This window comes from Pseudoselenomonas ruminantium (assembly GCF_900104055.1).
Taxonomy (GTDB): Bacteria; Bacillota; Negativicutes; order Selenomonadales; family Selenomonadaceae; genus Selenomonas_A; species Selenomonas_A ruminantium_C.
Genome location: NZ_FNJQ01000014.1, coordinates 54,815 through 75,410 on the forward strand (window position 1 = coordinate 54,815; position 20,596 = coordinate 75,410).

At 50.4% G+C, this 20,596-nt stretch carries 21 protein-coding genes and 1 riboswitch; of the genes, 20 read left to right on the forward strand and 1 reads right to left on the reverse strand.

Translation table 11 applies throughout. The features are described 5' to 3' along the window. From murB to BLQ59_RS07415, 4 genes are all read left to right on the forward strand, one after another. Entirely contained in the window at nt 1-915 is a 915-nt protein-coding gene (gene murB, locus BLQ59_RS07400) for a UDP-N-acetylmuramate dehydrogenase (RefSeq protein WP_074572237.1), read from the forward strand. 67 nt (nt 916-982) lie between these two features. Further along, the gene (locus BLQ59_RS07405; RefSeq protein ID WP_074572238.1) at nt 983-2,596 is read left to right on the forward strand and encodes an MBL fold metallo-hydrolase; all 1,614 of its coding nucleotides are present in this window, start codon (nt 983-985) and stop codon (nt 2,594-2,596) included. A gap of 86 nt (nt 2,597-2,682) precedes the next feature. Further along, nucleotides 2,683-3,003 carry a hypothetical protein gene (locus tag BLQ59_RS07410; protein WP_218122876.1) on the forward strand — a complete coding sequence of 107 codons (321 nt, stop codon included), beginning with the start codon at nt 2,683-2,685 and terminating at the stop codon, nt 3,001-3,003. 73 nt (nt 3,004-3,076) lie between these two features. After that, a riboswitch (cobalamin riboswitch) is annotated at nt 3,077-3,257 on the forward strand. A 332-nt stretch (nt 3,258-3,589) separates the two neighbouring features. Next, the gene (locus tag BLQ59_RS07415) at nt 3,590-5,008 is read left to right on the forward strand and encodes a GntP family permease (RefSeq protein WP_074572256.1); all 1,419 of its coding nucleotides are present in this window, start codon (nt 3,590-3,592) and stop codon (nt 5,006-5,008) included. 126 nt (nt 5,009-5,134) lie between these two features. Here BLQ59_RS07415 and BLQ59_RS07420 read toward each other — a convergent pair whose 3' ends face one another. Continuing rightward, entirely contained in the window at nt 5,135-6,382 is a 1,248-nt protein-coding gene (locus BLQ59_RS07420) for a VanW family protein (protein ID WP_074572240.1), read from the reverse strand. A gap of 227 nt (nt 6,383-6,609) precedes the next feature. On the opposite strand from BLQ59_RS07420, the gene groES reads away from it, so the two are divergent. The 16 genes from groES to BLQ59_RS07500 form a co-directional block, all read left to right on the forward strand. Further along, entirely contained in the window at nt 6,610-6,891 is a 282-nt protein-coding gene (gene groES / locus BLQ59_RS07425; RefSeq protein WP_074572241.1) for a co-chaperone GroES, read from the forward strand. Nucleotides 6,892-6,921: 30 nt separating this feature from the next. Further along, the gene (gene groL, locus BLQ59_RS07430; RefSeq protein WP_074572242.1) at nt 6,922-8,550 is read left to right on the forward strand and encodes a chaperonin GroEL; all 1,629 of its coding nucleotides are present in this window, start codon (nt 6,922-6,924) and stop codon (nt 8,548-8,550) included. A gap of 177 nt (nt 8,551-8,727) precedes the next feature. Then, nucleotides 8,728-9,507 carry a DUF6033 family protein gene (locus BLQ59_RS07435; RefSeq protein WP_074572243.1) on the forward strand — a complete coding sequence of 260 codons (780 nt, stop codon included), beginning with the start codon at nt 8,728-8,730 and terminating at the stop codon, nt 9,505-9,507. Nucleotides 9,508-9,618: 111 nt separating this feature from the next. Next, nucleotides 9,619-10,413, forward strand: coding sequence for an NYN domain-containing protein (locus BLQ59_RS07440; RefSeq protein ID WP_074572244.1), 795 nt, complete (start codon nt 9,619-9,621; stop codon nt 10,411-10,413). Nucleotides 10,414-10,417: 4 nt separating this feature from the next. Further along, the gene (locus BLQ59_RS07445; protein ID WP_074572245.1) at nt 10,418-10,804 is read left to right on the forward strand and encodes a DUF3783 domain-containing protein; all 387 of its coding nucleotides are present in this window, start codon (nt 10,418-10,420) and stop codon (nt 10,802-10,804) included. Nucleotides 10,805-10,924: 120 nt separating this feature from the next. Continuing rightward, nucleotides 10,925-11,782, forward strand: a complete 858-nt coding sequence (locus BLQ59_RS07450) for a hypothetical protein (protein WP_074572246.1) — start codon at nt 10,925-10,927, stop codon at nt 11,780-11,782. Between the two features lie 35 nt (nt 11,783-11,817). Further along, nucleotides 11,818-12,759: an ABC transporter substrate-binding protein gene (locus BLQ59_RS07455; RefSeq protein ID WP_074572247.1), complete on the forward strand. Its 942-nt coding sequence runs from the start codon at nt 11,818-11,820 to the stop codon at nt 12,757-12,759. A 3-nt stretch (nt 12,760-12,762) separates the two neighbouring features. Next, on the forward strand, nt 12,763-13,521 hold the full coding sequence (locus BLQ59_RS07460) for an ABC transporter ATP-binding protein (RefSeq protein WP_074572248.1): 759 nt from the start codon (nt 12,763-12,765) through the stop codon (nt 13,519-13,521). Further along, nucleotides 13,518-14,270, forward strand: a complete 753-nt coding sequence (locus tag BLQ59_RS07465; protein WP_074572249.1) for an ABC transporter permease — start codon at nt 13,518-13,520, stop codon at nt 14,268-14,270. Before BLQ59_RS07460 ends, BLQ59_RS07465 begins: the two co-directional genes overlap by 4 nt. A gap of 40 nt (nt 14,271-14,310) precedes the next feature. Then, complete coding sequence (locus tag BLQ59_RS07470; protein ID WP_218122877.1) at nt 14,311-15,894, forward strand: hypothetical protein; 1,584 nt, start codon at nt 14,311-14,313, stop codon at nt 15,892-15,894. A 71-nt stretch (nt 15,895-15,965) separates the two neighbouring features. Then, nucleotides 15,966-17,768, forward strand: coding sequence for an AAA family ATPase (locus BLQ59_RS07475; RefSeq protein ID WP_074572251.1), 1,803 nt, complete (start codon nt 15,966-15,968; stop codon nt 17,766-17,768). A 29-nt stretch (nt 17,769-17,797) separates the two neighbouring features. Further along, nucleotides 17,798-18,523 (forward strand): metallophosphoesterase family protein, encoded by a 726-nt coding sequence (locus BLQ59_RS07480; protein WP_074572252.1) that lies wholly within the window; start codon nt 17,798-17,800, stop codon nt 18,521-18,523. 143 nt (nt 18,524-18,666) lie between these two features. Continuing rightward, nucleotides 18,667-19,422, forward strand: a complete 756-nt coding sequence (locus tag BLQ59_RS07485) for a nucleoside/nucleotide kinase family protein (protein WP_256324632.1) — start codon at nt 18,667-18,669, stop codon at nt 19,420-19,422. 93 nt (nt 19,423-19,515) lie between these two features. Beyond that, nucleotides 19,516-19,905, forward strand: coding sequence for a DUF488 domain-containing protein (locus BLQ59_RS07490; RefSeq protein WP_074572254.1), 390 nt, complete (start codon nt 19,516-19,518; stop codon nt 19,903-19,905). A gap of 93 nt (nt 19,906-19,998) precedes the next feature. Beyond that, a complete protein-coding gene (locus BLQ59_RS07495; protein ID WP_218122878.1) occupies nt 19,999-20,319 on the forward strand; it encodes a TIGR04076 family protein in 321 nt (106 codons plus the stop codon). A gap of 131 nt (nt 20,320-20,450) precedes the next feature. After that, nucleotides 20,451-20,596: transposase (locus BLQ59_RS07500; RefSeq protein WP_143005293.1), on the forward strand; the 146-nt coding region annotated here is incomplete at its 3' end.

Here is a 20,596-nt window from a genome sequence, read left to right on the forward strand (position 1 = left end):
ATGATCAACGAAAATTTCCTGGCGGACTGCCGCAAGTTCCTTAAGCCAGAACAAATCATATTGGATGCTCCGATGAGTGAGCACACCACGTTCAAGATTGGCGGTCCGGCGGACTGCCTGTTGAAACCTTCCAGCCTGGAGGAGACGCAGAAGATCCTTCAGCTGGTCAAGGAATATGACCTGCCTTTGACCTTTGTAGGCAATGGTTCCAATATGCTCGTGCGGGACAAGGGAATCCGTGGGGTAGTGGTGAACTTTGCCGATAATATCGATTTTGTTCGGGTGGAAGGCACGCGGATGACTGTAGGTGCAGGCGCAATTTGGAAGGATGTGGCGGAAATCGCTGCCCAGCATAGTCTGGCGGGCGTGGAATTTGCCTGCGGTATTCCGGGCAGTATCGGCGGCGCTGTCTTCATGAATGCCGGCGCCTATGGCGGCGAGACCAAGAGCGTGGTCAAGACGGTCCGTGCCGTCACCCGCGATGGCGAAATCAAGACCTATTCCTTGGCTGAATTGGACCTTGGCTATCGCCACAGCATTTTCCAAAGCAACGGCGAGGCCATCGTGGAAGTAGAACTGGAACTTACGCCGGGCAAGGAAGAAGACATTCGTGCCGGCATTGCCGACTACACGAACCGCCGGGAAAGCAAACAGCCACTGGAAATGCCCAGCGCAGGCAGCACCTTCAAGCGGCCGGAGGGCTACTTTGCCGGCACCTTGATCGATCAGACGGGGCTCAAGGGCCTGACCGTAGGCGGTGCTCAGGTGTCCACCAAGCACGCCGGTTTCGTGGTCAACAAGGGTGGCGCTACGGCAGCCGATGTAGTGAACCTGATCCATGAAGTCCAGAAGCGTGTCAAAGAAGCCCATGGCGTAGAGCTGCAGCCGGAAGTCCGGATGATTGGCGAAAAATAAAATAAGCAGGAATTTTCCACTCCTTTACGGAATTATACCTATATAAATCCGAAAGGAGTGGATTTTTATGCGATTGGAATTTTTAGGCGCAGCTCATACGGTAACAGGTTCCTGCTATCTATTGGAGACGCAGGAGCGGCAGTATCTCATTGATTGCGGCATGTTTCAGGGCGCTCGGCGGATTCGGGAGCTCAATTACGAGAACTTCCCTTTCAATCCGGCTGGGATAGAGGCCGTTATCCTTACCCATGCCCATGTCGATCATTGCGGCTTGATTCCCAAACTCGTAAAGGATGGCTTCAAGGGAACGGTGTATGCGACGCCGGCTACCTGTGATCTGGCACAGATCATGCTGCCGGACTCAGCCTTTATCCAGCAGTCCGATGCGGAATCCTTCAATCGCAAGAATCAGCGACGGGGCGAAGAACCGGTAGAACCCATCTATTCCCTTGATGATGCGATGGGTGCCTTGAAACATTTTGTTCCCATGTCTTATGAACAGGAATTCACTCTGGGCGATAATGTCAAGGTCAGATTCTTTGATGCTGGTCATATCATTGGCTCGGCCATTGTGGATCTGCAGGTTACTGAAGGCGATAAGACTACGAAGCTGGTGTTCTCCGGGGACTTAGGCCAGCCCAAGCAGCCCATCATCAAAGATCCTACGGTAATCACCGGAGCGGATTTCCTCGTCGTGGAATCCACCTATGGCGACCGTCAGCATAAGCTCTATGACAAAGAAACCAAGCTGCTGGAAATCGTCAATGATACCATGGACCGGGGCGGCAATGTCATTATTCCGTCTTTTGCGGTAGGACGTACGCAGACTTTGCTCTATTATTTCCATAATCTCTGGAAACAGGGACGCCTCGATGGGGATATCCCTATCATCCTCGACAGCCCTTTGGCTATCAATGCCACGCGCATCTTCATGAAGAACTTTCAGGAGTTTGACGAAGAGGCCATCCGGATGTTTGGCGATGGTGAGAAATTGACGGAGTTCCCGCAGCTCAAGATCTGCAAGACGCCGGAGGAATCCAAAGCACTCAATAGTTCCGAGGGCTCAGCCATCATCATCTCGGCTTCGGGCATGGCCGATGCTGGCCGTATCCTGCACCATCTGAAACACAACCTCTGGCGGCCGGAATCCACGATTGTCTTTGTCGGCTATCAGGCGGAGGGCAGTCTGGGGCGGCGGCTCGTGGAAGGCATCAAGCGCGTGCGGGTGATGGGCGAGGAAGTAGCGGTAAAGGCTCAGATCCAGGTGCTCAATGGCTTTTCGGCTCATGCCGATACCAATCAGCTGATGGATTGGATCATGGCTTTCCAGAGTCCAAAACCTGCCAAGATCTTCATCGTTCATGGTGAAGCGCAGGGGCAGGAATATTTGAAGAGCCGTATCCAGAAAGAATATCAGGGCGAAGCCTACATCCCCTTCCGCGGCGATGCCGTGGTCATCCATGGCCGGGCCTGCGAGCTCCAACCCTCCAATATTCCGGAAGTGTCCGTGGAAATGGAGATGGAAGAACAGCTGGCCATCTTCGATGCCGAGTACAGGAATCTGCGGCATAAAGTCCTGCAGCTGGCAGTTCGTCAGCCCAAGACCATGGAGCCGCTGCTGAAGGCCATTACCAAGGGCTTCAATTATCTGAAAAAACTTTTTGCCCCGTTCAATATCTGATGTATTCCAGCTGACTGTCTTGACGCCTGACCGTATAATTGATATATTAAATACGATTAGAGTATGAAATAACGTTTTGTCGGAGGATGCAGGAATTAATGGAGTTTATCGAACGTGTCAAGAAAATCAGCAATGCCTGGGAGCCAGAGCTTTGCCGTCATACGGTAAATCGTGACGAACGGGTGTGCATGGATATTTATCACACGGGGGCCCTGGTGCCGGAACGGCACAAAATGACCATGGAACGAGCTACGGAATATATCAGCGGTATGGCGGCGGTAATGGATATCAAAAGCATGCTGCGTGATATAGACCATATCACCATTCGCAGCATGAAGGACAGCCGCATGATTTATCGGCTGACAACCCGCTATGGCTATGCGGAAGAAGAATTCAAGGCTGTATAAGGATAAATTGCTTTATTGCATTGACAATAAAAAAAATTTATGCTAATATACATACTGTAAACGAAAGACCAATAGAATATAGGTTGGATCAGGTGTCATAGACTTAATAGGGAAGCCGGTATAAGCCGGCGCGGTCCCGCCACTGTAACAGGGAGTTTATCTGCATAGTTATGTCACTGGGGAGTTTTTCTCTGGGAAGGCGCAGGTAAATGAGGATCTGGAGCCAGGAGAACTGCCTGATTAACAATCGCCGTTTGACCTGCGAGTGATGGGGATGGAGATTTATCGGTACTGAAAAGTTCTTGGAGCCTGAGTTAGTGTGGGTATTTTCGAGTAGCGTAAATAAGCTCTTCCCTACGCGGGAGGAGCTATTATTTTGCCTATTTTGTCGAAAGGTTTTTCCTGTCAGGGGACTGACAGGAAGAAATGCTCATACATTTCATTCAGTTCTATGGATTGGCCGCGCCGGTCGCGGCAGCTCCGATAGTTATATCGGAGCTTATTTTTTTCCATTTACATAGGGACAGTGTTCCCAAAAGACTATCGGGGATAGTGGATATTAATTTGAGGGGAGTCTTTGGACACCATGGAAGCACTTTGTATCGGATTAGCACTTTTAGGACTTATGTATTTTGCTTACCGCGGTTGGTCAATCATCCTGATTGCGCCATTTTTCGCGGGACTGGCGGCACTGGCTAGTATGTTTGATATCCTGCCGGTGTACAGTGAACTTTACATGACGAGATTGGCGGAGTATGTCAAGACGTATTATCCGGTCTTTCTCTTTGGCGCGGTATTTGCCAAGCTGATGGAAAAAGGGGGATTGGCCTCGGCCATTGCCGGTAAGATTGTGGACGTGTTAGGGGAAAAACGCGCCATCCTCGCCGTGTTGATGGGCTGTGGCGCCTTGACTTATGGCGGCTTATCCGTATTCGTCGTGGCTTTTGTCATGTATCCCTTTGGCGCGGTAGTATTCAAGAAGGCCGACATTCCGAAGCGGCTGCTGCCAGCGGCTCTATGGGTGGGTATTTTCTCTTTCGCCATGGTATCTTTACCCGGTACTCCGCAAATTCAGAATATTATTCCGTCCTCTTATTTTCAGACAAGTACCTGGGCAGCACCGGGCATTGGCCTGTTTGCTTCCCTGTTGTTCCTACTGATTGGCTGGGGGTGGATTGGCCGCCGGGCAAAGATGCTGCAGGCGAAAGGTGAGGGCTACGGCGACCATGGCAGTGATGGTCGCAAGAAACGCAATCCCAAGATAAATATTCCCTGGTATTGGGCGATGGTTCCGCTGCTGATGGTCATTGTCATCAATGTGATCCTTTCCAATCCGTTTGGCTGGGAATGGGGCTTCCATTGGAATGAGGAAAGTCTCGCGGCCTTCGTGCCGCTGAAGCTGACCTTGCTGGCATCTCATGTGGGCAAGGTTTCGGCTATCTGGTCCATCAGTGTGGCCTTGATCCTGAGCAGTATCGTGGCTGCTTATATCGGCCGTCACCGTCTGAAGGTGACGGATGGCCTACTGCCGACGGTCAACTATGCGGCGCTGTCTTCTGGTTCGGCAGCACTGAATGTTGCTTCCGGGTACGCTTTTGGCTGCGTGATTACGGCCATGCCGGGCTTTGCACCGGTGACCGAATGGCTGGTCGGGATTGCCGCTTCATTTGGTCCGCTTTTGTCAGCGGTCATCACCACGAACATCATGTGCGGCATTACCGGTTCGGCATCCGGCGGTCTGACCATTGCTTTGTCGGCATTAGGGGATCAGTGGGCAGCGATGGCTATTGCTGCCGGAATCCCATTGGAGGTCCTTCATCGTATCGTGGCAGTGGCTTCTGTCGGCATCGATCCCGTACCCCATTGCGGCGCCCTGGTTACGTTGCTGGCCATTTGTGGTTTGTCTCATAAAGAGTCCTATTTTGATATTGCCATGATTATGGGCATGAAGTTTCTGGTGCCTTTCTTATGCATCCTGTTCTATATGCTGACGGGAATTTGCTAAATCGAATATGAATTGAGTACGAAAAAGCCCGGCATAGCTATTTCTGAAGCAGCTGGCGCATAGCGCCTAAGCAGATGAAATAGTTATGCCGGGCTTTTCGTGCAGGCATTATTTACGATAAGGAAATCAGCTCTTTAAGGGTTCATAGGCATCCGTATGCAGGAATTCCCGTTCCACGACTTCGCCGTTCTGCATCCATAAGCGGTAAAGTGAAGGCCGCATGCTGCTGCCTTCCGTGACCAAGGCAATGCTCTTGCCGGCCAGGTCAGCCTTTGTCCCTAGGACGTAAACGGTCAGGGCACTGCCGCTGTTGGCAACGGTCAGGTAAACGGGATGGGGCAGGGGATTGCGGAAGACGAAATCAATCAGGCCGTCGGCAACTGTCGCATCCCGGCCAGCCGGGACATAGCTCGACGAGGCGAAATGTCCCGTCCGTTCCACCGGTGTGAGTCCTGCCAGCAAAACAGCATTATAGAGTGTGGAACTTACCTGACAGACACCGCCGCCTACATCGATGGCATGTTCGCCGTAGACGATTACCCCGGCATTCTTATAGCCTGCATCACGGGTGCGGGGGCCGACGATGGAGTTGAAGGACAAGGTGGAACCGCTGCGGACCAGCGCGCCCTGCAGATGGCTGGCAGCCAGTCCGATATTATCGCCCCGGTCGCCGGGATAGAATCGGGTGGTGTAAGAACCCAGGATACCATCCATGGCCGCTAAATCCGTATCCTGTACAAATGGCGGCTGTTCGGCAGGCGTCAGCTCCTTCTGTACGGTCAGGTTGAAGGTCTTGAAGTCCGGTGCAAGTTCAGCGGCAAGGGGGGTGATATCAAGGTCGAGGCCGGTGACTGCGGGGGTTTTTTGGATGCTGCCATCGGCTGCAAGTGTGGCAGTGCCGTTTACTGGTTGAGTGTCAATTGCCTTTTTTATAGCCAATAATTTATCATTGAGGAGCTGTTCATCGAAACTGGCATCCATGGTAACGGTTTTGCCAAAGATCGCAAAACGCATCTGATTGAGCAGGTTTTCCACAGGTGTTCCCTCGCGCCCGATCTTGTAGGCAGCTTCAGTGGCTTCGTCCACGTTGCCATGAAGTTTGATATCGGATGGATCGATCTGGAAAATCCGCTCTTTGTAGCTGAGAACAGCTGCCTTGCGCTGCAACTTGCTGTTGGCAAGATCTGCGAAATATTTATGTGCCTCGGTCTTGGTCAGGCCGGCAATCGTATGACCGTCAGACTGTACGCCCATAACGATCTTGTTCTGATTGGCGACAGTAACGGAAATGCAGCCAATGGTAAAGATGGACAGTGCAGTGCCCAACGTAGCCAGCGCTACGATCTTACCCAGGGAGCGATTGGAAATACTCATAACGAAGAAACACCCCTTAAAGAAATTTCTTAATTTAACAATATTATACTTTTTTTAATCAATGGGCGCAATGGGGATGATGCGATAACTTTGTTTTTTTGACTTTTTTGCCATTACAACTTGACATTTTGACTAAGAAACGGTAGTATAAGAACTGTGCTTAGCACTCAAGGCTAGTGAGTGCTAACAGACTTGTTACGTATTTCATGATTAGGAGGAAGATACCTATGATTAAGCCATTGGGCGAAAGAGTTGTCATCGAAGTTGCTGAAGGCGATGTAAAGACCGCCAGCGGGATTGTACTGCCGGATACGGCTAAAGAAAAGCCCCAGAAGGGCACGGTTGTAGCTGTTGGTGCTGGTAAGCTCCTCGAAAACGGCGAGCGCGCAGCTATGGAAGTCAAAGCTGGCGATGCAGTTGTCTTCTCGAAATATTCCGGTTCCGAAGTCAAAGTTGACGACAAGGAATACCTGATTGTCCGTGAAAGCGACATTCTGGCAGTTCTTTAATTAGAAGTGTATTTTCTGGAGGTAATATAAATGGCTAAACAGATTCTGTTTGATGAAGAAGCTCGCCGCGCACTCGGCCGCGGTGTAGATGCACTGGCTAATGCCGTAAAAGTAACCCTTGGCCCTAAAGGCCGTAACGTTGTGCTCGAAAAGAAATTCGGTGCTCCGACCATCACCAACGATGGTGTGACGATTGCTCGCGACATCGAACTGGAAGATCCGTTCGAAAACATGGGTGCGCAGCTCGTGAAGGAAGTTGCTACCAAGACCAACGATATCGCTGGTGACGGTACGACGACGGCAACCCTGCTGGCTCAGGCTATGATCCATGAAGGTATGCGCAACGTTGTTGCTGGCGCTAACCCGATGATCATCAAGAAGGGTATCGACAAGGCTGTAGCTGCTCTGGTTGATGAAATCCAGTCCAAGGCTAAGACCATCGAAAGCAAAGCTGACATCGCTCAGGTTGCTACGATTTCTTCCGCTAACGAAGAAACGGGCGAACTCATCGCTGAAGCTATGGAAAAGGTTGGCAAAGACGGCGTTATCACCGTGGAAGAATCCAAGTCCATGGCTACGAACCTCTCCGTTGTGGAAGGTATGCAGTTTGACCGCGGCTACATCTCCCCGTACCTCGTAACGGATACGGACAAGATGGAAGCTGTTCTCGATGATCCGTACATCCTGATCACGGACCGCAAGATCTCCGCTATCGCTGACATCCTGCCGATCCTGGAACAGGTTGTAAAACAGGGCAAGCAGCTGGCTGTCATCGCTGAAGATGTGGACGGCGAAGCTCTGACGACGATCGTGGTTAACAAGCTCCGCGGCACCTTCAAGGCTCTGGCTGTGAAGGCTCCTGGCTTCGGTGACCGCCGCAAGGCAATGCTCGAAGATATCGCTATCCTCACGGGTGGTACGGTTATCAGCGAAGAACTTGGCCGTAAGCTCGACAGCGTGACGCTCGAAGACCTCGGTCGTGCCCGCCAGATCCGTTCCACGAAGGAAGAGACCACGATCGTGGATGGCGTAGGCGATAAGGATGCTATCGCAGCTCGCGTAGCTCAGATCAAGAAGCAGATTGCCGAAACGACTTCTGACTTCGATAAGGAAAAACTCCAGGAACGTCTGGCTAAACTGGCTGGCGGCGTAGCTGTTATTGAAATCGGCGCTGCTACCGAAGTCGAAATGAAGGACAAGAAGTACCGCATCGAAGATGCCCTCAACGCAACTCGTGCTGCTGTTGAAGAAGGTATCGTAGCTGGTGGCGGCACGACCTTCATCGACATCCTGCCGGCTCTCGACAAGATCAATGTCGAAGGCGACGAAAAAGTCGGCGTGAACATCGTTCGCCGTGCTATCGAAGAACCGGTTCGCCAGATTGCTAACAACGCTGGCCTCGAAGGTTCCGTAGTGGTTGAGGAAGTGAAGAAAGCTGGCGAAGGCATCGGCTTCAACGCCCTCAAGAACGAATATGTGGACATGATCAAGGCTGGTATCGTTGATCCGGCTAAGGTTACCCGTTCTGCCCTGCAGAACGCTGCTTCCATCGCTTCCATGGTTCTGACCACGGAAACCCTGGTTGCTGACAAGCCGGAAGAGAAACCGGCTATGCCAGCTGGTGGTGCCCCGGGCATGGGCATGCCGGGCATGATGTAATAAGATATTCATCTGTTCTGTACAGAAAAAGAGGCTTACGGGCCTCTTTTTCTTTTTGATAAAGAGCATTGCAATTCTGAATCTTTATGCTATACTGATACTAGACAGGTGTATCAAATCGGAAGGATGCAGCTGTCCCAGAAATGGATTTCGTTAGTTGTCAAGGGAGGAATTGACATGGTGAACAACATCCGTAACCAACAGCTGCTGTCCTATCAAAAGAGTCTTTTCAACAGAAAGAATGAAGGGGCAGATAAGCAAAAGGCGCAGGAAGAAAAAGATCCTATGGCCCAGTATGGAGCCGATACCCAGGTGGAGTTGTCTGCTGATGGCCGGGCAGCTTACGAAATGCAGGTCAAGGCGGTAAAAGCTTTCGTGGAAGAAAATGGCGGCAACGCTGAGCAGAAATCACCGGAGCTGTCCAGCAAAGCGCAGGACCTGCTGGGAAGGCTGCAGGATCAGTATGGAGAAAAGTACGACTTCTTCGTGGTGGATACAGAAGAAGATCTGCGCAACTTCAAGGGACAAGGAACGAAAGGGTATTCCGTCGTATTCACCAAAGATGAGTTGGAACGTATGGCCAACGATGAGGAATATGCCAAAAAGGTTATGGATACCGTGGATTCCATTGTGGGCATGACCAAGAAGATGGAAGAAAACGGTGAACTGGGCGAGGGCGTGAAGCTCAAGAGTGTGATGATTTCCGTAGGGGAAGATGGCAATGTGAAACTCTTTGCTCAGTTGGAGAAGATGAGCGAGGAGCAGGAAGAACGTCTGGAAAAAGCCAAAGAGAAGAAAGCCGAAGAACGCAAGGCCGAGCAGGAGGACGAGGAAGAAGTGAAAGCTTCACCGGTCAAGTGGGCGCAAGTGGAAGCTGGCTCCGTAGATGAGCTGCTGCAAAATATTCTGGCGCTCGATTGGGAAAAGATTGCCGAACAGAAAGAAAATAAGGAATAAAAGGTTAAGCGGTTCAGGAAGAGAAAATTTTCCGGACCGCTTTTTGCAGGATTTTTCCTGTTTATCGCGAATAAAATAAGATATATAGTTTCGAGTTGAAGGAAGGATTTTATGACTTTAGATTCCAGTACAGAAGTTGTAGCGATTTTATATGATATTGAAAATGCCCCCTTTGAGATGCTGAATTATACCTTGGGCAAGGCGCGGCGGTATCAGCCCTGCCGTACGATCGTAGTGTCGGATTGGGAAGCACGCCCGGAGCAGAAGCGCTGGGAGAAGCTCTTGCGTCGTCCCGGTTTTACTTTCCGGCAGATCAGCCGGACTTATCAGGGCAAGAATTCGCTGGATTCGGCAATCTATGATTCGGCAAAATTGCTCTATGATGAAGGCGTAAGGCGGTTCTTTATCATCACCACGGATTCTGATTTTGTGAAGATTGCGGAATACCTGAATTCGGATACGCCGTCCTATATCATTGGCGTGGGGACCAAACAGGCCAGTGAAACCCTGCGTAATGCCTATGATGAGTTTATGGTCTATCCACCGGAGGAGAAAAAGCCTGCCCGCAAGGTCAAGGCTGTTGCCAAGGAGGAGAGCAAGCAGGAGAAAAAAACAGCCAAAACAGCCAAAGCAGCCAAAACGGCTAAAACCGCTAAGGAAAATAAGCCGGTTAAGCCCATGAAGGAAGCGAAAGAAACCAGGACTGCCAAGGTGGAAAAGACGACCAAAACAGTCCGGAAGGCAAAGGAAGCGGCAGCAGCTTTGCCGGAGGGGACTTTGACGGTCAGATTGCCGCGTACCCTGCGGGAATCCTTACAGGAAAGACAGACGGTCGAGGGCGTCTCTATGGATGAATTGGTGACATATCTGCTGATGAGGGGCATGGCCCGCTGGGTGGAGGACTAAGGCGATGAAGAAACAGGAACAGGTTCTTTTCTATCAATTCCAGGACAAGGAAAAACTCTCCATCGCCTGCAAGACGCTGCATAAGCTTGGGATTGCTACCAGGATACTGCCCGCAGAAGCCTGGCGCGAGAAGGTCGGATACCTCTTGGGGGCGAAGGGCTTCCAGCCGGCAAAGGCGAAGGAGGAGGACAATTTTGTCTTTCCCCATGAGGTCATGGTCATGCAGAATATCCGCAACAAGCGTCTGGACGAGGTGCTGCTGGCACTGAAAGAGGCGGGGGTGCCTCATATCCGCTTCAAGGCGGTGGTCACGCCATTCAATACTCTATGGACATTGCGGCGGCTTTGCGAGACCATGCAGAAAGAGCATGGTGCTATGGCTGCGCAGTGATTGATTCCTTGTGAGCCCTTTCAGGGGCTCCTTTATTTTGCCGGTAGGAAGGTTGGACAGGCGGGGGGGAGTCTGCTATAATGCAAATGATATAATTTTTGCTATATTGGAGTAAAGACAATGAAACAGGAAGATTTGGATAAAACGCAGCTGATGCGTCCTGCTGGGCAAGATGACCGCGAGGAAGAAAAAAAGTTTGATACACAGCCTTTGCCGCGTATCGATGAAACGGAAGTGGAAGAGATCCAGCCGGCTTTCCCGCAGCAGGGTGGGGATACGGATAAGGTGAGCAGGGTGCGGGAAATTCCCGCTGAGACGATTCCTTCGCCGCGTCCCAAGGCCAAGAAGCATTTTTTTACGCTGGGACGCAAGCGAGGCCTGCTATTGACTGGAGGATTTGTTCTGGCTCTGTTTGGCGGCTTTATGCTTGCGGGCTACAGTCAGGATCAGTCTGAGGCCAAGCAGAATCAGTATCAGCTGGAACAGCAGAAAATGCAGGCCCGGGAGCAGAAACTGGCGGATCAGGAAAATGATTTGAAGGCCCGCCGGCAGGAACTGGAGCGTCAGAAAAAAGAGTTGCAGGAGCGGGAACGGGAACTGGAAGATAAGGCCAGCCGGGCCAAGGGGCGCAATGAGCAGATCGCTGAAAATGCGCCGGATTCTACATTCGGAAAGTTCATGGACAAGGTCACGGGCAAGGAGGCTAAGCGCAGGGATCAGCAGAAGGAAAATGAGGCCATAGCGGCACAGGCTGAGGGCGATGTAGCCAAACTCAAGCAGTCCATCGCGGAAGCCCAGAACATGCTGGATGATGTGGATGCCAAGCTCGATACGGTGGCCGAAATGCAGCAGGAGGCCAACCGGATAAAGGCCAAAGCGGAAAGTGCCTATGCGGAGAACAAGGATGTAATCGACAAAGCCGTGCATTATGCCAAACTGGGAGCAGATGTCCTGTCGGATTGGCTGACCACGAAATAATTGCAGATTTTATGAAATAGAAAGAAGGATGGGCGTTGAAAAAGTTATTCGTCTTATTGCTGGCAATTCTGACTGTAGGGCTGGTGGCTGGATGCGGCTCGGACAAAGCTGCAGATAAGCCGTTGCAGCCCCTGAACATCGGCCTGATGCCGGACACGGATTCCCTGCCGTTTATCATCGCGCAGGAAAAAGGATACTTTAAAGAAGAAGGTTTGGAAGTCAATATCCAGCAGTACAAGAGTGCCATGGACCGCGATTCGGCGCTGCAGAGCGGTAACCTCGATGGTGCCGTTTCCGATATGCTGGCCGTGGCTTTTGCCAAGGATGGCGGCTTCAACGTGAAGGTGACCTCCTTTACGGACGGCAGCTACAAGCTGATTGCCGGCAAACAGTCCGGTGCTAAGTCCGTAGCAGACCTGAAAGGTCAGGATGTAGCAGTTTCCCGCAACACCATCATCGAATATGTAACCGATCAGATCCTGGCGAAGGAAAATCTCGGTGAGGACAGCATCAACAAGGTAATCATCCCGCAGATTCCCACGCGTCTGGAAATGCTCCAGAATGGCAAGCTGGCGGCTGCCACGCTGCCGGAACCCATGGCCAGCATTGCCGTGCATAACGGCTGCCAGTTTGTGACGGGCTCGGATGAGCTGGGCATCAATCCCGGCGTCATCATGTTCACGGGCAAGACCACCAATGATCGCCGTGCTGAACTGGCTGCGATGTACCGGGCATACAATAAGGCTGTGGATTACCTCAACAACACTCCGCGGGAAGAATACATAGACCTGATCGTGGAAAAGGGCGGCTTCCCTCCGGCAGCCAAAGAGGCACTGAAGTTGCCGGAATATCATCATGCGACGCTGCCCAAGGAAAGCGATGTAGTGGACTGCGTGAAGTGGCTGCAGGGCAAGGGCCTGATCAAGAAGAATTATACTTATGCCGATTTTGTGGTCGATGTGTTGAGTCAGAAATAAGTCATGATTGAAGTAAAGAATTTAGCCGTTGCTTATCAGCGTTTACAACAAAGAAATATCGCATTGCAAGATGTCAGCCTTACCGTTCCGCAAGGAACGGTTTGTGCTGTTATAGGCCCTTCTGGCTGCGGCAAGTCCACGCTGCTCAAGGCCGTGGCAGGCCTGCTGCACGATTATTCCGGACAGGTGCGCATCAATGGCCATGAATTCAACCCGCAGAAACTTCGCATTGGCTTTATGCCGCAGAACTATGGCCTGCTGCCCTGGCAGACGGTGGAAGATAATATCAAGCTGGCCTGTCGTATCAAGGATGGCTGGTCTGAGGCAAAGTCTGGCAAAATGCAGGAACTTTGCCGGAAACTGGGGCTGGAAAACCTGTTGGCGCGCTATCCGCAGGAGCTTAGCGGTGGTCAGCAGCAACGGGTGAGCCTGGCCAGGGTATTCCTGCTGGAGCCGGATATCCTGCTGATGGATGAGCCCTTTTCGGCCTTGGATGCCATTACCCGGGAGGAGATGCAGGACGTATTCCGGGATTTGTGGGAGGAAGCTGGCATAACGACCATGCTGGTCACGCATTATGTGGAAGAGGCCTTGTATCTGGGACAGCAGATTGCCTTGATGTCCGCCAATCCCGGCACGATAGCCGAAGTCATGGAAAATAAATGGCAGGGCAGCCGGGAGTGGAAGACGACCACGGAATTCTTTGTCAAGAGCCAGGAACTGAAGGAGAAGATCAAGGCTATGGGGGCGCGGAAACGATGATGAAAAAAAGAAAAGTTCTTCTGCGTGCATACTTGTTGGGCATGCTCTTTTTGCTGCTGCTTTGGCAGGCTGCCGCCAGTCTGGTGCAGCTGCCCATTATCCCGGAACCTTGTCTGGTCTTTGAGCGGTTGGGAGAAATCTTTGTGGATAAGATTGCCGTCCATGCCGCCTACAGCCTGTGGCGTATTGTGGCTGGCATCCTGCTGGCTGTGCTGGTAGGCTATCCCCTGGGCATCATCATGGGTTATTTTCGCAAGGCAGACCGTTATCTGGCACCGTTGGTGTATCTGACTTATCCGGTGCCCAAGATTGCGCTGCTGCCCATTCTGATGCTGCTGGCTGGAATCGGCGAATTATCCAAGATCATCATGATCTTCCTGATCGTGGTGTTTCAGATCGTGGTGGCATTGCGGGATGGTATCCGAGGAATTCCGGCGGAAACCTATTATCCCTTATATTCATTGGGGGCTGGTTTCCGGCAGGTGTTCCGTCATATCCTCGTGCCGGCAACGCTGCCGAACTTCATCACAGCTATCCGGGTGGCCATGGCTACGGCAGTTTCGGTCTTGTTTTTCACAGAAACCTTTGGTACGCAATATGGCATGGGCTATTTCATCATGGATGCCTGGTTGCGGGTGAATTATCTCGAGATGTATACAGGTATTGTGATCCTCAGTTTATTGGGGCTGTTGCTGTTTGGTCTGTTGGATATCTTGGAAGGACGGCTTTGCCGCTGGCAGATGAAATGAGGATGTCATGAAAAAAATTGCGATAATCTTACTGATACTTTTGGGTGTACTGTCTCTGCTGGGCGGGGCACAATGGTGCAGGGATGGTATTGCCAGGATGGACGGCCGCGAACCTGGCAGGATTTATGTGGATACCCTGGGCACGCCGGATGCAGAAGTTTTGCAGGATGTAAAACAGGTTGCAGGATTTTTTCCGCAGTTCATGCACGAAAAATTCCAGGTGAAGCTGGAATGCCCGATTGATGTCCTGGTCAGCGCGGATCGGAATACATATGAAGAACTGCTGCGCAAGCGTATGGATGTATCACCGGAGACTTTAAAGGAGAAAGCGCAGTTTACCAGTGGGCAGTCATCGGGCAGCAAGGGGCTTTGCATCATCAATGGTGATAAGAACAGCCTGAAGAAAAACAATAACCGCTACAGTACCACAGCACATGAGTTATTTCATCAAATGCAGCATGAATTGAGCCGGGGGAAGAGCGGCTATGAAAATTCCTTGTACTGGCTGGAGGAAGGCTCGGCAGATTATGTCGGTGCGCTAGTCAGCGAAGCGCTGGGCGCTGGTTCTGTAGAAAAATGGTATCTAGACGCCAAATTCGCCCTGCAGTATGCGAAAAATCCGGCAACGGTGGGGCAGCTGCAGAGCACGACGGAGGAGGAACGCCTGCAACTGCTAACCACCAAGGCACATTCCTATGACCTTTCGGATGTGATGACCTATTATCTGTTGCAGCATTATGGTGCTGGACAGCCAGAGGCAAAGATCGTGGCTTTTTACAAGAAGCTTGGGAGTGATAAGGCGGACAAAGCCTTTGCCGAGACTTTTGGTATTGAACGGGATGCTTTCTTGCAGGAATTTGCCGGTTGGTGGCAGGCAGAATGCAGCCACCCGGCTAAGTTTCGCGTGATTATCAGAGGAAATGCCGATAAGGCTGCAGTGGAGCAGTTCGTGAATCAACTGGAACAATCAAGAAACTGGCTGAAACGTCATAGCGGCGGCGAGCTGAAGGGCGATTACCAGCTGGTCTTTGTGGGCAGCGCCGATGATTTTGTCGCAGCGGAAATGGAATATGGTTCAATCAGCGAAGCGGAAGCCAGAAGTATCGCTGGCAGCGTATGGGCAGAGAACAACAGCACCTTGTTCATCAACACGCCGCAGGTGGCCGATAACGTACAGAGTATTTTCGTCAGCAGTGCCATGTTATGCCGATTGTATATGGTGCAGCAGCTGGCCAGTGAAGATGGCAGTGATATGGCCTGGCTGCTCCGGGGCGCAAGTTATGTGTCAGGTGTGGCCAGACTCGGTGAGAGCGGCCATGGAGATATTGCGGCCTATCAGCGTCATTGGCGGAAAAAACTGCGGGAAAGTCAGCCTATGCCTACATTGGATAAGCTGAGTACCAGCAAGGCCCTGCAGGAAGCTGGCAGGCAGTATGAGGGAGAGCGCCTCAGCAATCTCTGCGAATATGCCGCAGCAGAATTGGTTCATCGCTACGGTTGGCAGGGAATCTTCAACTGGCTGTCTGACGCCCGCCAAAGCGGTGATGGCAAAAAGGCCTTCAGTCAGGTATTTGGCATCACGGTAACAGATTTTGCCGCACAGGTGCATATGATGCTTTATTGAGGATGGCTGGTAGATGTCCAATAGATTTTGTCATATTGATATAAGAATGGAGAAGAAAATGAGAGAGAACAATGCGTGCATCATCTGAGCAGCTAGCGATAATAAAAGCATCACAAAGCCTGCAACAAGGACAGGTCATGAAGATTGATGCCTGTGCCGGTTCGGGTAAGACGAGCACGCTAGTAGCTGTGGCCAATGCAAATCCGCAGAAGAGATACCTGTATCTGGCCTTCAATCGCAGTATTGCAGACAAGGCCAATCAGGTATTCCCTGCTAACACCAGGGCTATGACTATGCATAGCATGGCGTACAGGCATTTCTTCCGTAGTGGAACACGTCCTAGCCTATCGGCTATCAAGATAGATATGCTTCATGACTGCTTTCCCGGCAAGGAGAATTATGAGCTTTTCCTGTTGCTCAACCGGTATAAGGAATTCCTTATATCTGCTGCGTATGATTTTCCCAGCAACGGAGTAAAGAAGATTTTTGAGCTAGTGGCAGAGGGCAGACTGCCTATGCCTCATGATCACTACCTGAAGCTTTTCCAGATGCTTTCGCCGGAGGAACAGGGACTGAGCAGGATGTATGACTGCATCCTGGTTGATGAGAGTCAGGATTGCAATCCTGTGACGCTCAGCATCCTTAATCGGGCTTCATGCAGTCGGATCTTTGTTGGTGATTCACATCAGTCTATCTATGGATTTCGTGGGGCAATCAATGCGCTGGCAAGGCAGAAAGCAGATGTGGCGCTTCATCTGACCAATTCGTTCCGTGCCCGTCAGCCAATTCTGGACAGAGCGAATCTTTATATGAAGGTCTTCATGGACATGCTGTATGATGGACAGGTGCCGTATTATCCCATGAATTCCATGATCAATGAGGATAGGCTGAAGAATAAGCAGACAGCCTGCATTACCCGGACGAATTCGGCACTGGTGGATTTGATTGATGAATACCGGGAAAAGCCGGAGCGGGTTTATTTGGTCAAGAAGCCTGAGGACATATTCAAGACGGCTATCGCGGTCAAGGAATTCCTCTTTGACCGGCGTAATAACTTCGTGGGTGAATTCAAGTTCCTGAATCGCCTGCATGACAAGGAGGAACTGAAGGACTATGCTGAGAGCACCGCAGATGTGGAGATACTGTCAGCGATGAAGATTGCGGAGAATTACGAGGATGATTTGTATGAACTGCAAGATATTGCCCACCGCATGAACAAGCCGGAAGCACCTGTAGTATTGACCAACGCGCATACAAGCAAGGGATTGGAATGGCATACAGTTAAATTGATGGATGATTTTCCGGATCTGGGCTTCCTTTATACGCGTTGTCGGTTCAATCCGGCAAAGCTTAAATCTGGGATGAGCCATTTAGAGCAGCAGGATGAGCGGTTCAAGGATTTTATTCAGGAACTCAATCTCTATTATGTCGCGGTCACCAGAGCGCAAATCAAGCTGGTGGATATGACAGAGAATGCCGCGTATCAAAGCAAGGCGGCAATCCTTGAGCATTTGGATGAATGCGAGGCAGCGGTCAGAAAGGTGAGGGACAGGCGTAAGCTCCAAAAAGATAAGGCGCAGGAAAAGGCTTGGGAAGCGAAATCTGCCAACAGCTGCCACAAAACCACGGAACTTAGGAGATGGGAGAATGAGCGGGATACAGTCCTGGATCAAATGCGGAAAAACATCAGGGACTGCGCAGGTTCAGCGAATAACCTTAAGGAATTCAAGGACCTGCTCGCTCTTGGCGGCATATTGCTCCAGCAAAGGAACAATGGCTGGGCGTATGTAGATTTCTATGGCAGAGGAATTACGGACAAAAGACTGGGCAGGGAGTTTACCAAGGCGTCTATCATGAAACTATTGAATGGCTGATGCAACGTTTTCTGCAAGAGGTGGCATCTATGGAAAAATTCGACAGAATCTTGGTTTGTGGCGATATTCATGGTAAATGGGATAGATTTATGACGGCTTATAAAAAGGCCGCCTTTAATCCAGACAAAGACTTAATGGTGTTCCTGGGAGATTACCTTGATAGAGGTGAGCAACCGGTGCCTGTGATGGAATGGGTAATGGAACACTTCGGACAAAAGCAGATGATATTCCTGCGTGGCAATCATGAGCAGATGTTTTATAAGGCCATGAAGTCTAAGGATGAGCCTGGCAATCTGTTGTCGTTCCTATTTGGATCACCTAAGGCTCAGTGGCTCAATAATGGTGGCGATGTAACCGATTCAGAAATCAAAAAGACGGGCAGGGGTGAGGCTCTGATTGATAACTGGTTGAAGCTGATAGAGCAAATGCCGCTATATGCAGAAATTGATGTAAATGGCAAGGCCTATTGGCTCATGCATGCGGATTGTGATCCGGATGTCCCACTAGCTGAGCAGGAAACAAAAACATTGCTGTGGACTCGAAGTTTAGCGACGCATCCGCAGCTCCATCAAGGGGAGCAGACGATCGTTCTTGGGCATACCCCGGTGCAGGCTTTGGGTTATAAGGCAGCGCCTCAGTGGCTCCAAAATGGCAGGCTTGTGCTTATGGATACTGGGAGCTTCATGGAAAATGGCTGTGTGTCCTGTGCAGATTTATTAAGCAGAGATGTATATCAATCTTCTGAAGGAATATAATAACGAATCTAGCGTTCATTGCACTCTGTTGGCATACTATCTATCGGGGATTTAGAAGAAAATTTACATAAAAATGTGATAAAATGATAGTAGCTGGGAATCCAGCTGTATAATTTGCAATCAAGATCGATGAGGTGCAGTGAATGAGTAGTAAACGGTGGAAATCTTACGATATGGTAATAAATGGTCTGCCACAGCGGGTAAAGTACAACGAAGATACGGTAAATGATTTGTTCATTCCACTTTTGAAGAAGCTGACGGAAATAAAGAAACGAGAACAGCGGAAGGTTATGGCATTCGTTGCCGCACCACCGGCAACGGGGAAATCCACTCTGCTGAATTTTTTGGAGCAGCTATCCAAGGCTAATGAAGAGCTTGGAGAGATTCAGTCTTTGGGAATGGATGGATTCCACTACCCGAACAGCTATCTGGAAACGCATTATCTGGAACGTGCAGGTGAAAAAATCACACTGAAGTCCATAAAAGGGGCACCGGAAACATTCGATGCCGAAAGACTGCGTATAAAGATTGATGAGGCAAAGCGGCAAGCATCACGTTGGCCGATATATGACCGTAGAATTCATGATGTGGTAGAGGATGCTTTGGTGGTAAATGGCAATATCCTGCTGGTGGAAGGAAACTGGCTGCTGCTGGATGAACCGCGCTGGCAAAATCTGCATGAACTGGCAGATTATACCCTGTGCATCCAAGTGGCACCGGAACTACTGAAAAACCGCCTGATACAGCGGAAAATCCAAGGCGGCCTATCCAAAGAGGATGCGGAAAGATTCTATGAGACCAGTGACCGCCTGAATGTAGAGCGCATTGCAGGACATACAGTCCCCGCAGATGAAACATGGCAGATGCTGGAAGATGGGGACTTTGCTGAACTGAAGTAAAGTTTAGGCTGGAAGAAATGCGGAAGCTGGAATCACAGCTGCTCGAAAGCATGTCATTATAGAAATGAAAAATTCATTGGAGGAAGGACAATAATGGATCATGAGTTGCGGTTAAAACGTGTGTATGAGCCATATGAGCTAGCGGATGGCTACAGGATACTGGTAGACAGATTATGGCCCAGAGGAATAAAGAAAGAAGCAGCTCATCTGGACGAATGGGCGAAAGAAATCACCCCCAGCACGGAGATTCGTCGCTTGTATCATCAGGGGGAGATGCCTTTTGAGGGCTTCTCACAGGCATATCTTGAGGAATTGGAATCTAATGAAGCTGCTGAGGATTTTGTTCACAACTGTAGTGAGCAGCTGAAAGTGCAGAATGTCACGTTAGTATATGCGGCGAAAAATGAGCAGGAAAATCATGCGCTGGTATGCAGGGAGTGGCTGAAGCGCAAAATAGAGGGAGGCAAAAATGCTACACGCTGAATTTTCGGAGCAGCTCATTGAGGAGGCGGGGGCATTTAAAATATCGTTATCGGCCATATGGAGAAGAGTCTGTAAGCTGAATGGCATGGAGGGATGGGCGTGAAAAAAGTCAGGATAACTGCCGTCAGGAAGGCCTGCTATAAGGATTTAATACAGCGGTATGAAAATCCAATTGAAAATGCCTGTTCAATCGAAGAAGGGCAGGTTTTTATTGCGGAGGGGTGGAAACGTCCGGAAGGCTTGTGTGAAAGTGCATGGGAATCCATGTCTGCTTTTGTAATGGCACTCTCCCATGGAGCAGAAGATTTCTATGAGGGATGGATGAAAAATCCCCGTTCGGCTATGATTTCATGCAATGATGGTTTTCGTCCTGTAAGTTTTTTGCTGGAAGCCTTGGATGAAGAGGCGGAGTAACAGGTAAGAAACATGATCCCCCTTGAAAACGATTAAAAAAAGGCCCTGGCTGGTATTTGGGGAGACTGATATGCTCCCTATTAGGTAGACAGAAGAAATAATAAAACTGTCTGCTTGATAGGGAGCATTTTATGTACAAGAAGAGATTATCACCCGAAGAGAAAATCCACTTCATTGAAAAGTATAAACGTGGAGAGGGCAGTTATGCCTCCATAGCCGCGGATGCAGGCGTTGACAGCAGATCCTTCAGGCAATGGGTTCGTAACTATGATGCTTG

Coding starts and splice junctions, on each gene's coding strand:
- murB (WP_074572237.1), top strand. CDS start 1: ATGATCAACGAAAATTTCCTGGCGGACTGCCGCAAGTTCCTTAAGCCA.
- BLQ59_RS07405 (WP_074572238.1), top strand. CDS start 983: ATGCGATTGGAATTTTTAGGCGCAGCTCATACGGTAACAGGTTCCTGC.
- BLQ59_RS07410 (WP_218122876.1), top strand. CDS start 2,683: ATGCAGGAATTAATGGAGTTTATCGAACGTGTCAAGAAAATCAGCAAT.
- BLQ59_RS07415 (WP_074572256.1), top strand. CDS start 3,590: ATGGAAGCACTTTGTATCGGATTAGCACTTTTAGGACTTATGTATTTT.
- BLQ59_RS07420 (WP_074572240.1), bottom strand. CDS start 6,382: ATGAGTATTTCCAATCGCTCCCTGGGTAAGATCGTAGCGCTGGCTACG.
- groES (WP_074572241.1), top strand. CDS start 6,610: ATGATTAAGCCATTGGGCGAAAGAGTTGTCATCGAAGTTGCTGAAGGC.
- groL (WP_074572242.1), top strand. CDS start 6,922: ATGGCTAAACAGATTCTGTTTGATGAAGAAGCTCGCCGCGCACTCGGC.
- BLQ59_RS07435 (WP_074572243.1), top strand. CDS start 8,728: ATGGTGAACAACATCCGTAACCAACAGCTGCTGTCCTATCAAAAGAGT.
- BLQ59_RS07440 (WP_074572244.1), top strand. CDS start 9,619: ATGACTTTAGATTCCAGTACAGAAGTTGTAGCGATTTTATATGATATT.
- BLQ59_RS07445 (WP_074572245.1), top strand. CDS start 10,418: ATGAAGAAACAGGAACAGGTTCTTTTCTATCAATTCCAGGACAAGGAA.
- BLQ59_RS07450 (WP_074572246.1), top strand. CDS start 10,925: ATGAAACAGGAAGATTTGGATAAAACGCAGCTGATGCGTCCTGCTGGG.
- BLQ59_RS07460 (WP_074572248.1), top strand. CDS start 12,763: ATGATTGAAGTAAAGAATTTAGCCGTTGCTTATCAGCGTTTACAACAA.
- BLQ59_RS07465 (WP_074572249.1), top strand. CDS start 13,518: ATGATGAAAAAAAGAAAAGTTCTTCTGCGTGCATACTTGTTGGGCATG.
- BLQ59_RS07475 (WP_074572251.1), top strand. CDS start 15,966: ATGCGTGCATCATCTGAGCAGCTAGCGATAATAAAAGCATCACAAAGC.
- BLQ59_RS07480 (WP_074572252.1), top strand. CDS start 17,798: ATGGAAAAATTCGACAGAATCTTGGTTTGTGGCGATATTCATGGTAAA.
- BLQ59_RS07485 (WP_256324632.1), top strand. CDS start 18,667: ATGAGTAGTAAACGGTGGAAATCTTACGATATGGTAATAAATGGTCTG.
- BLQ59_RS07490 (WP_074572254.1), top strand. CDS start 19,516: ATGGATCATGAGTTGCGGTTAAAACGTGTGTATGAGCCATATGAGCTA.
- BLQ59_RS07495 (WP_218122878.1), top strand. CDS start 19,999: ATGGGCGTGAAAAAAGTCAGGATAACTGCCGTCAGGAAGGCCTGCTAT.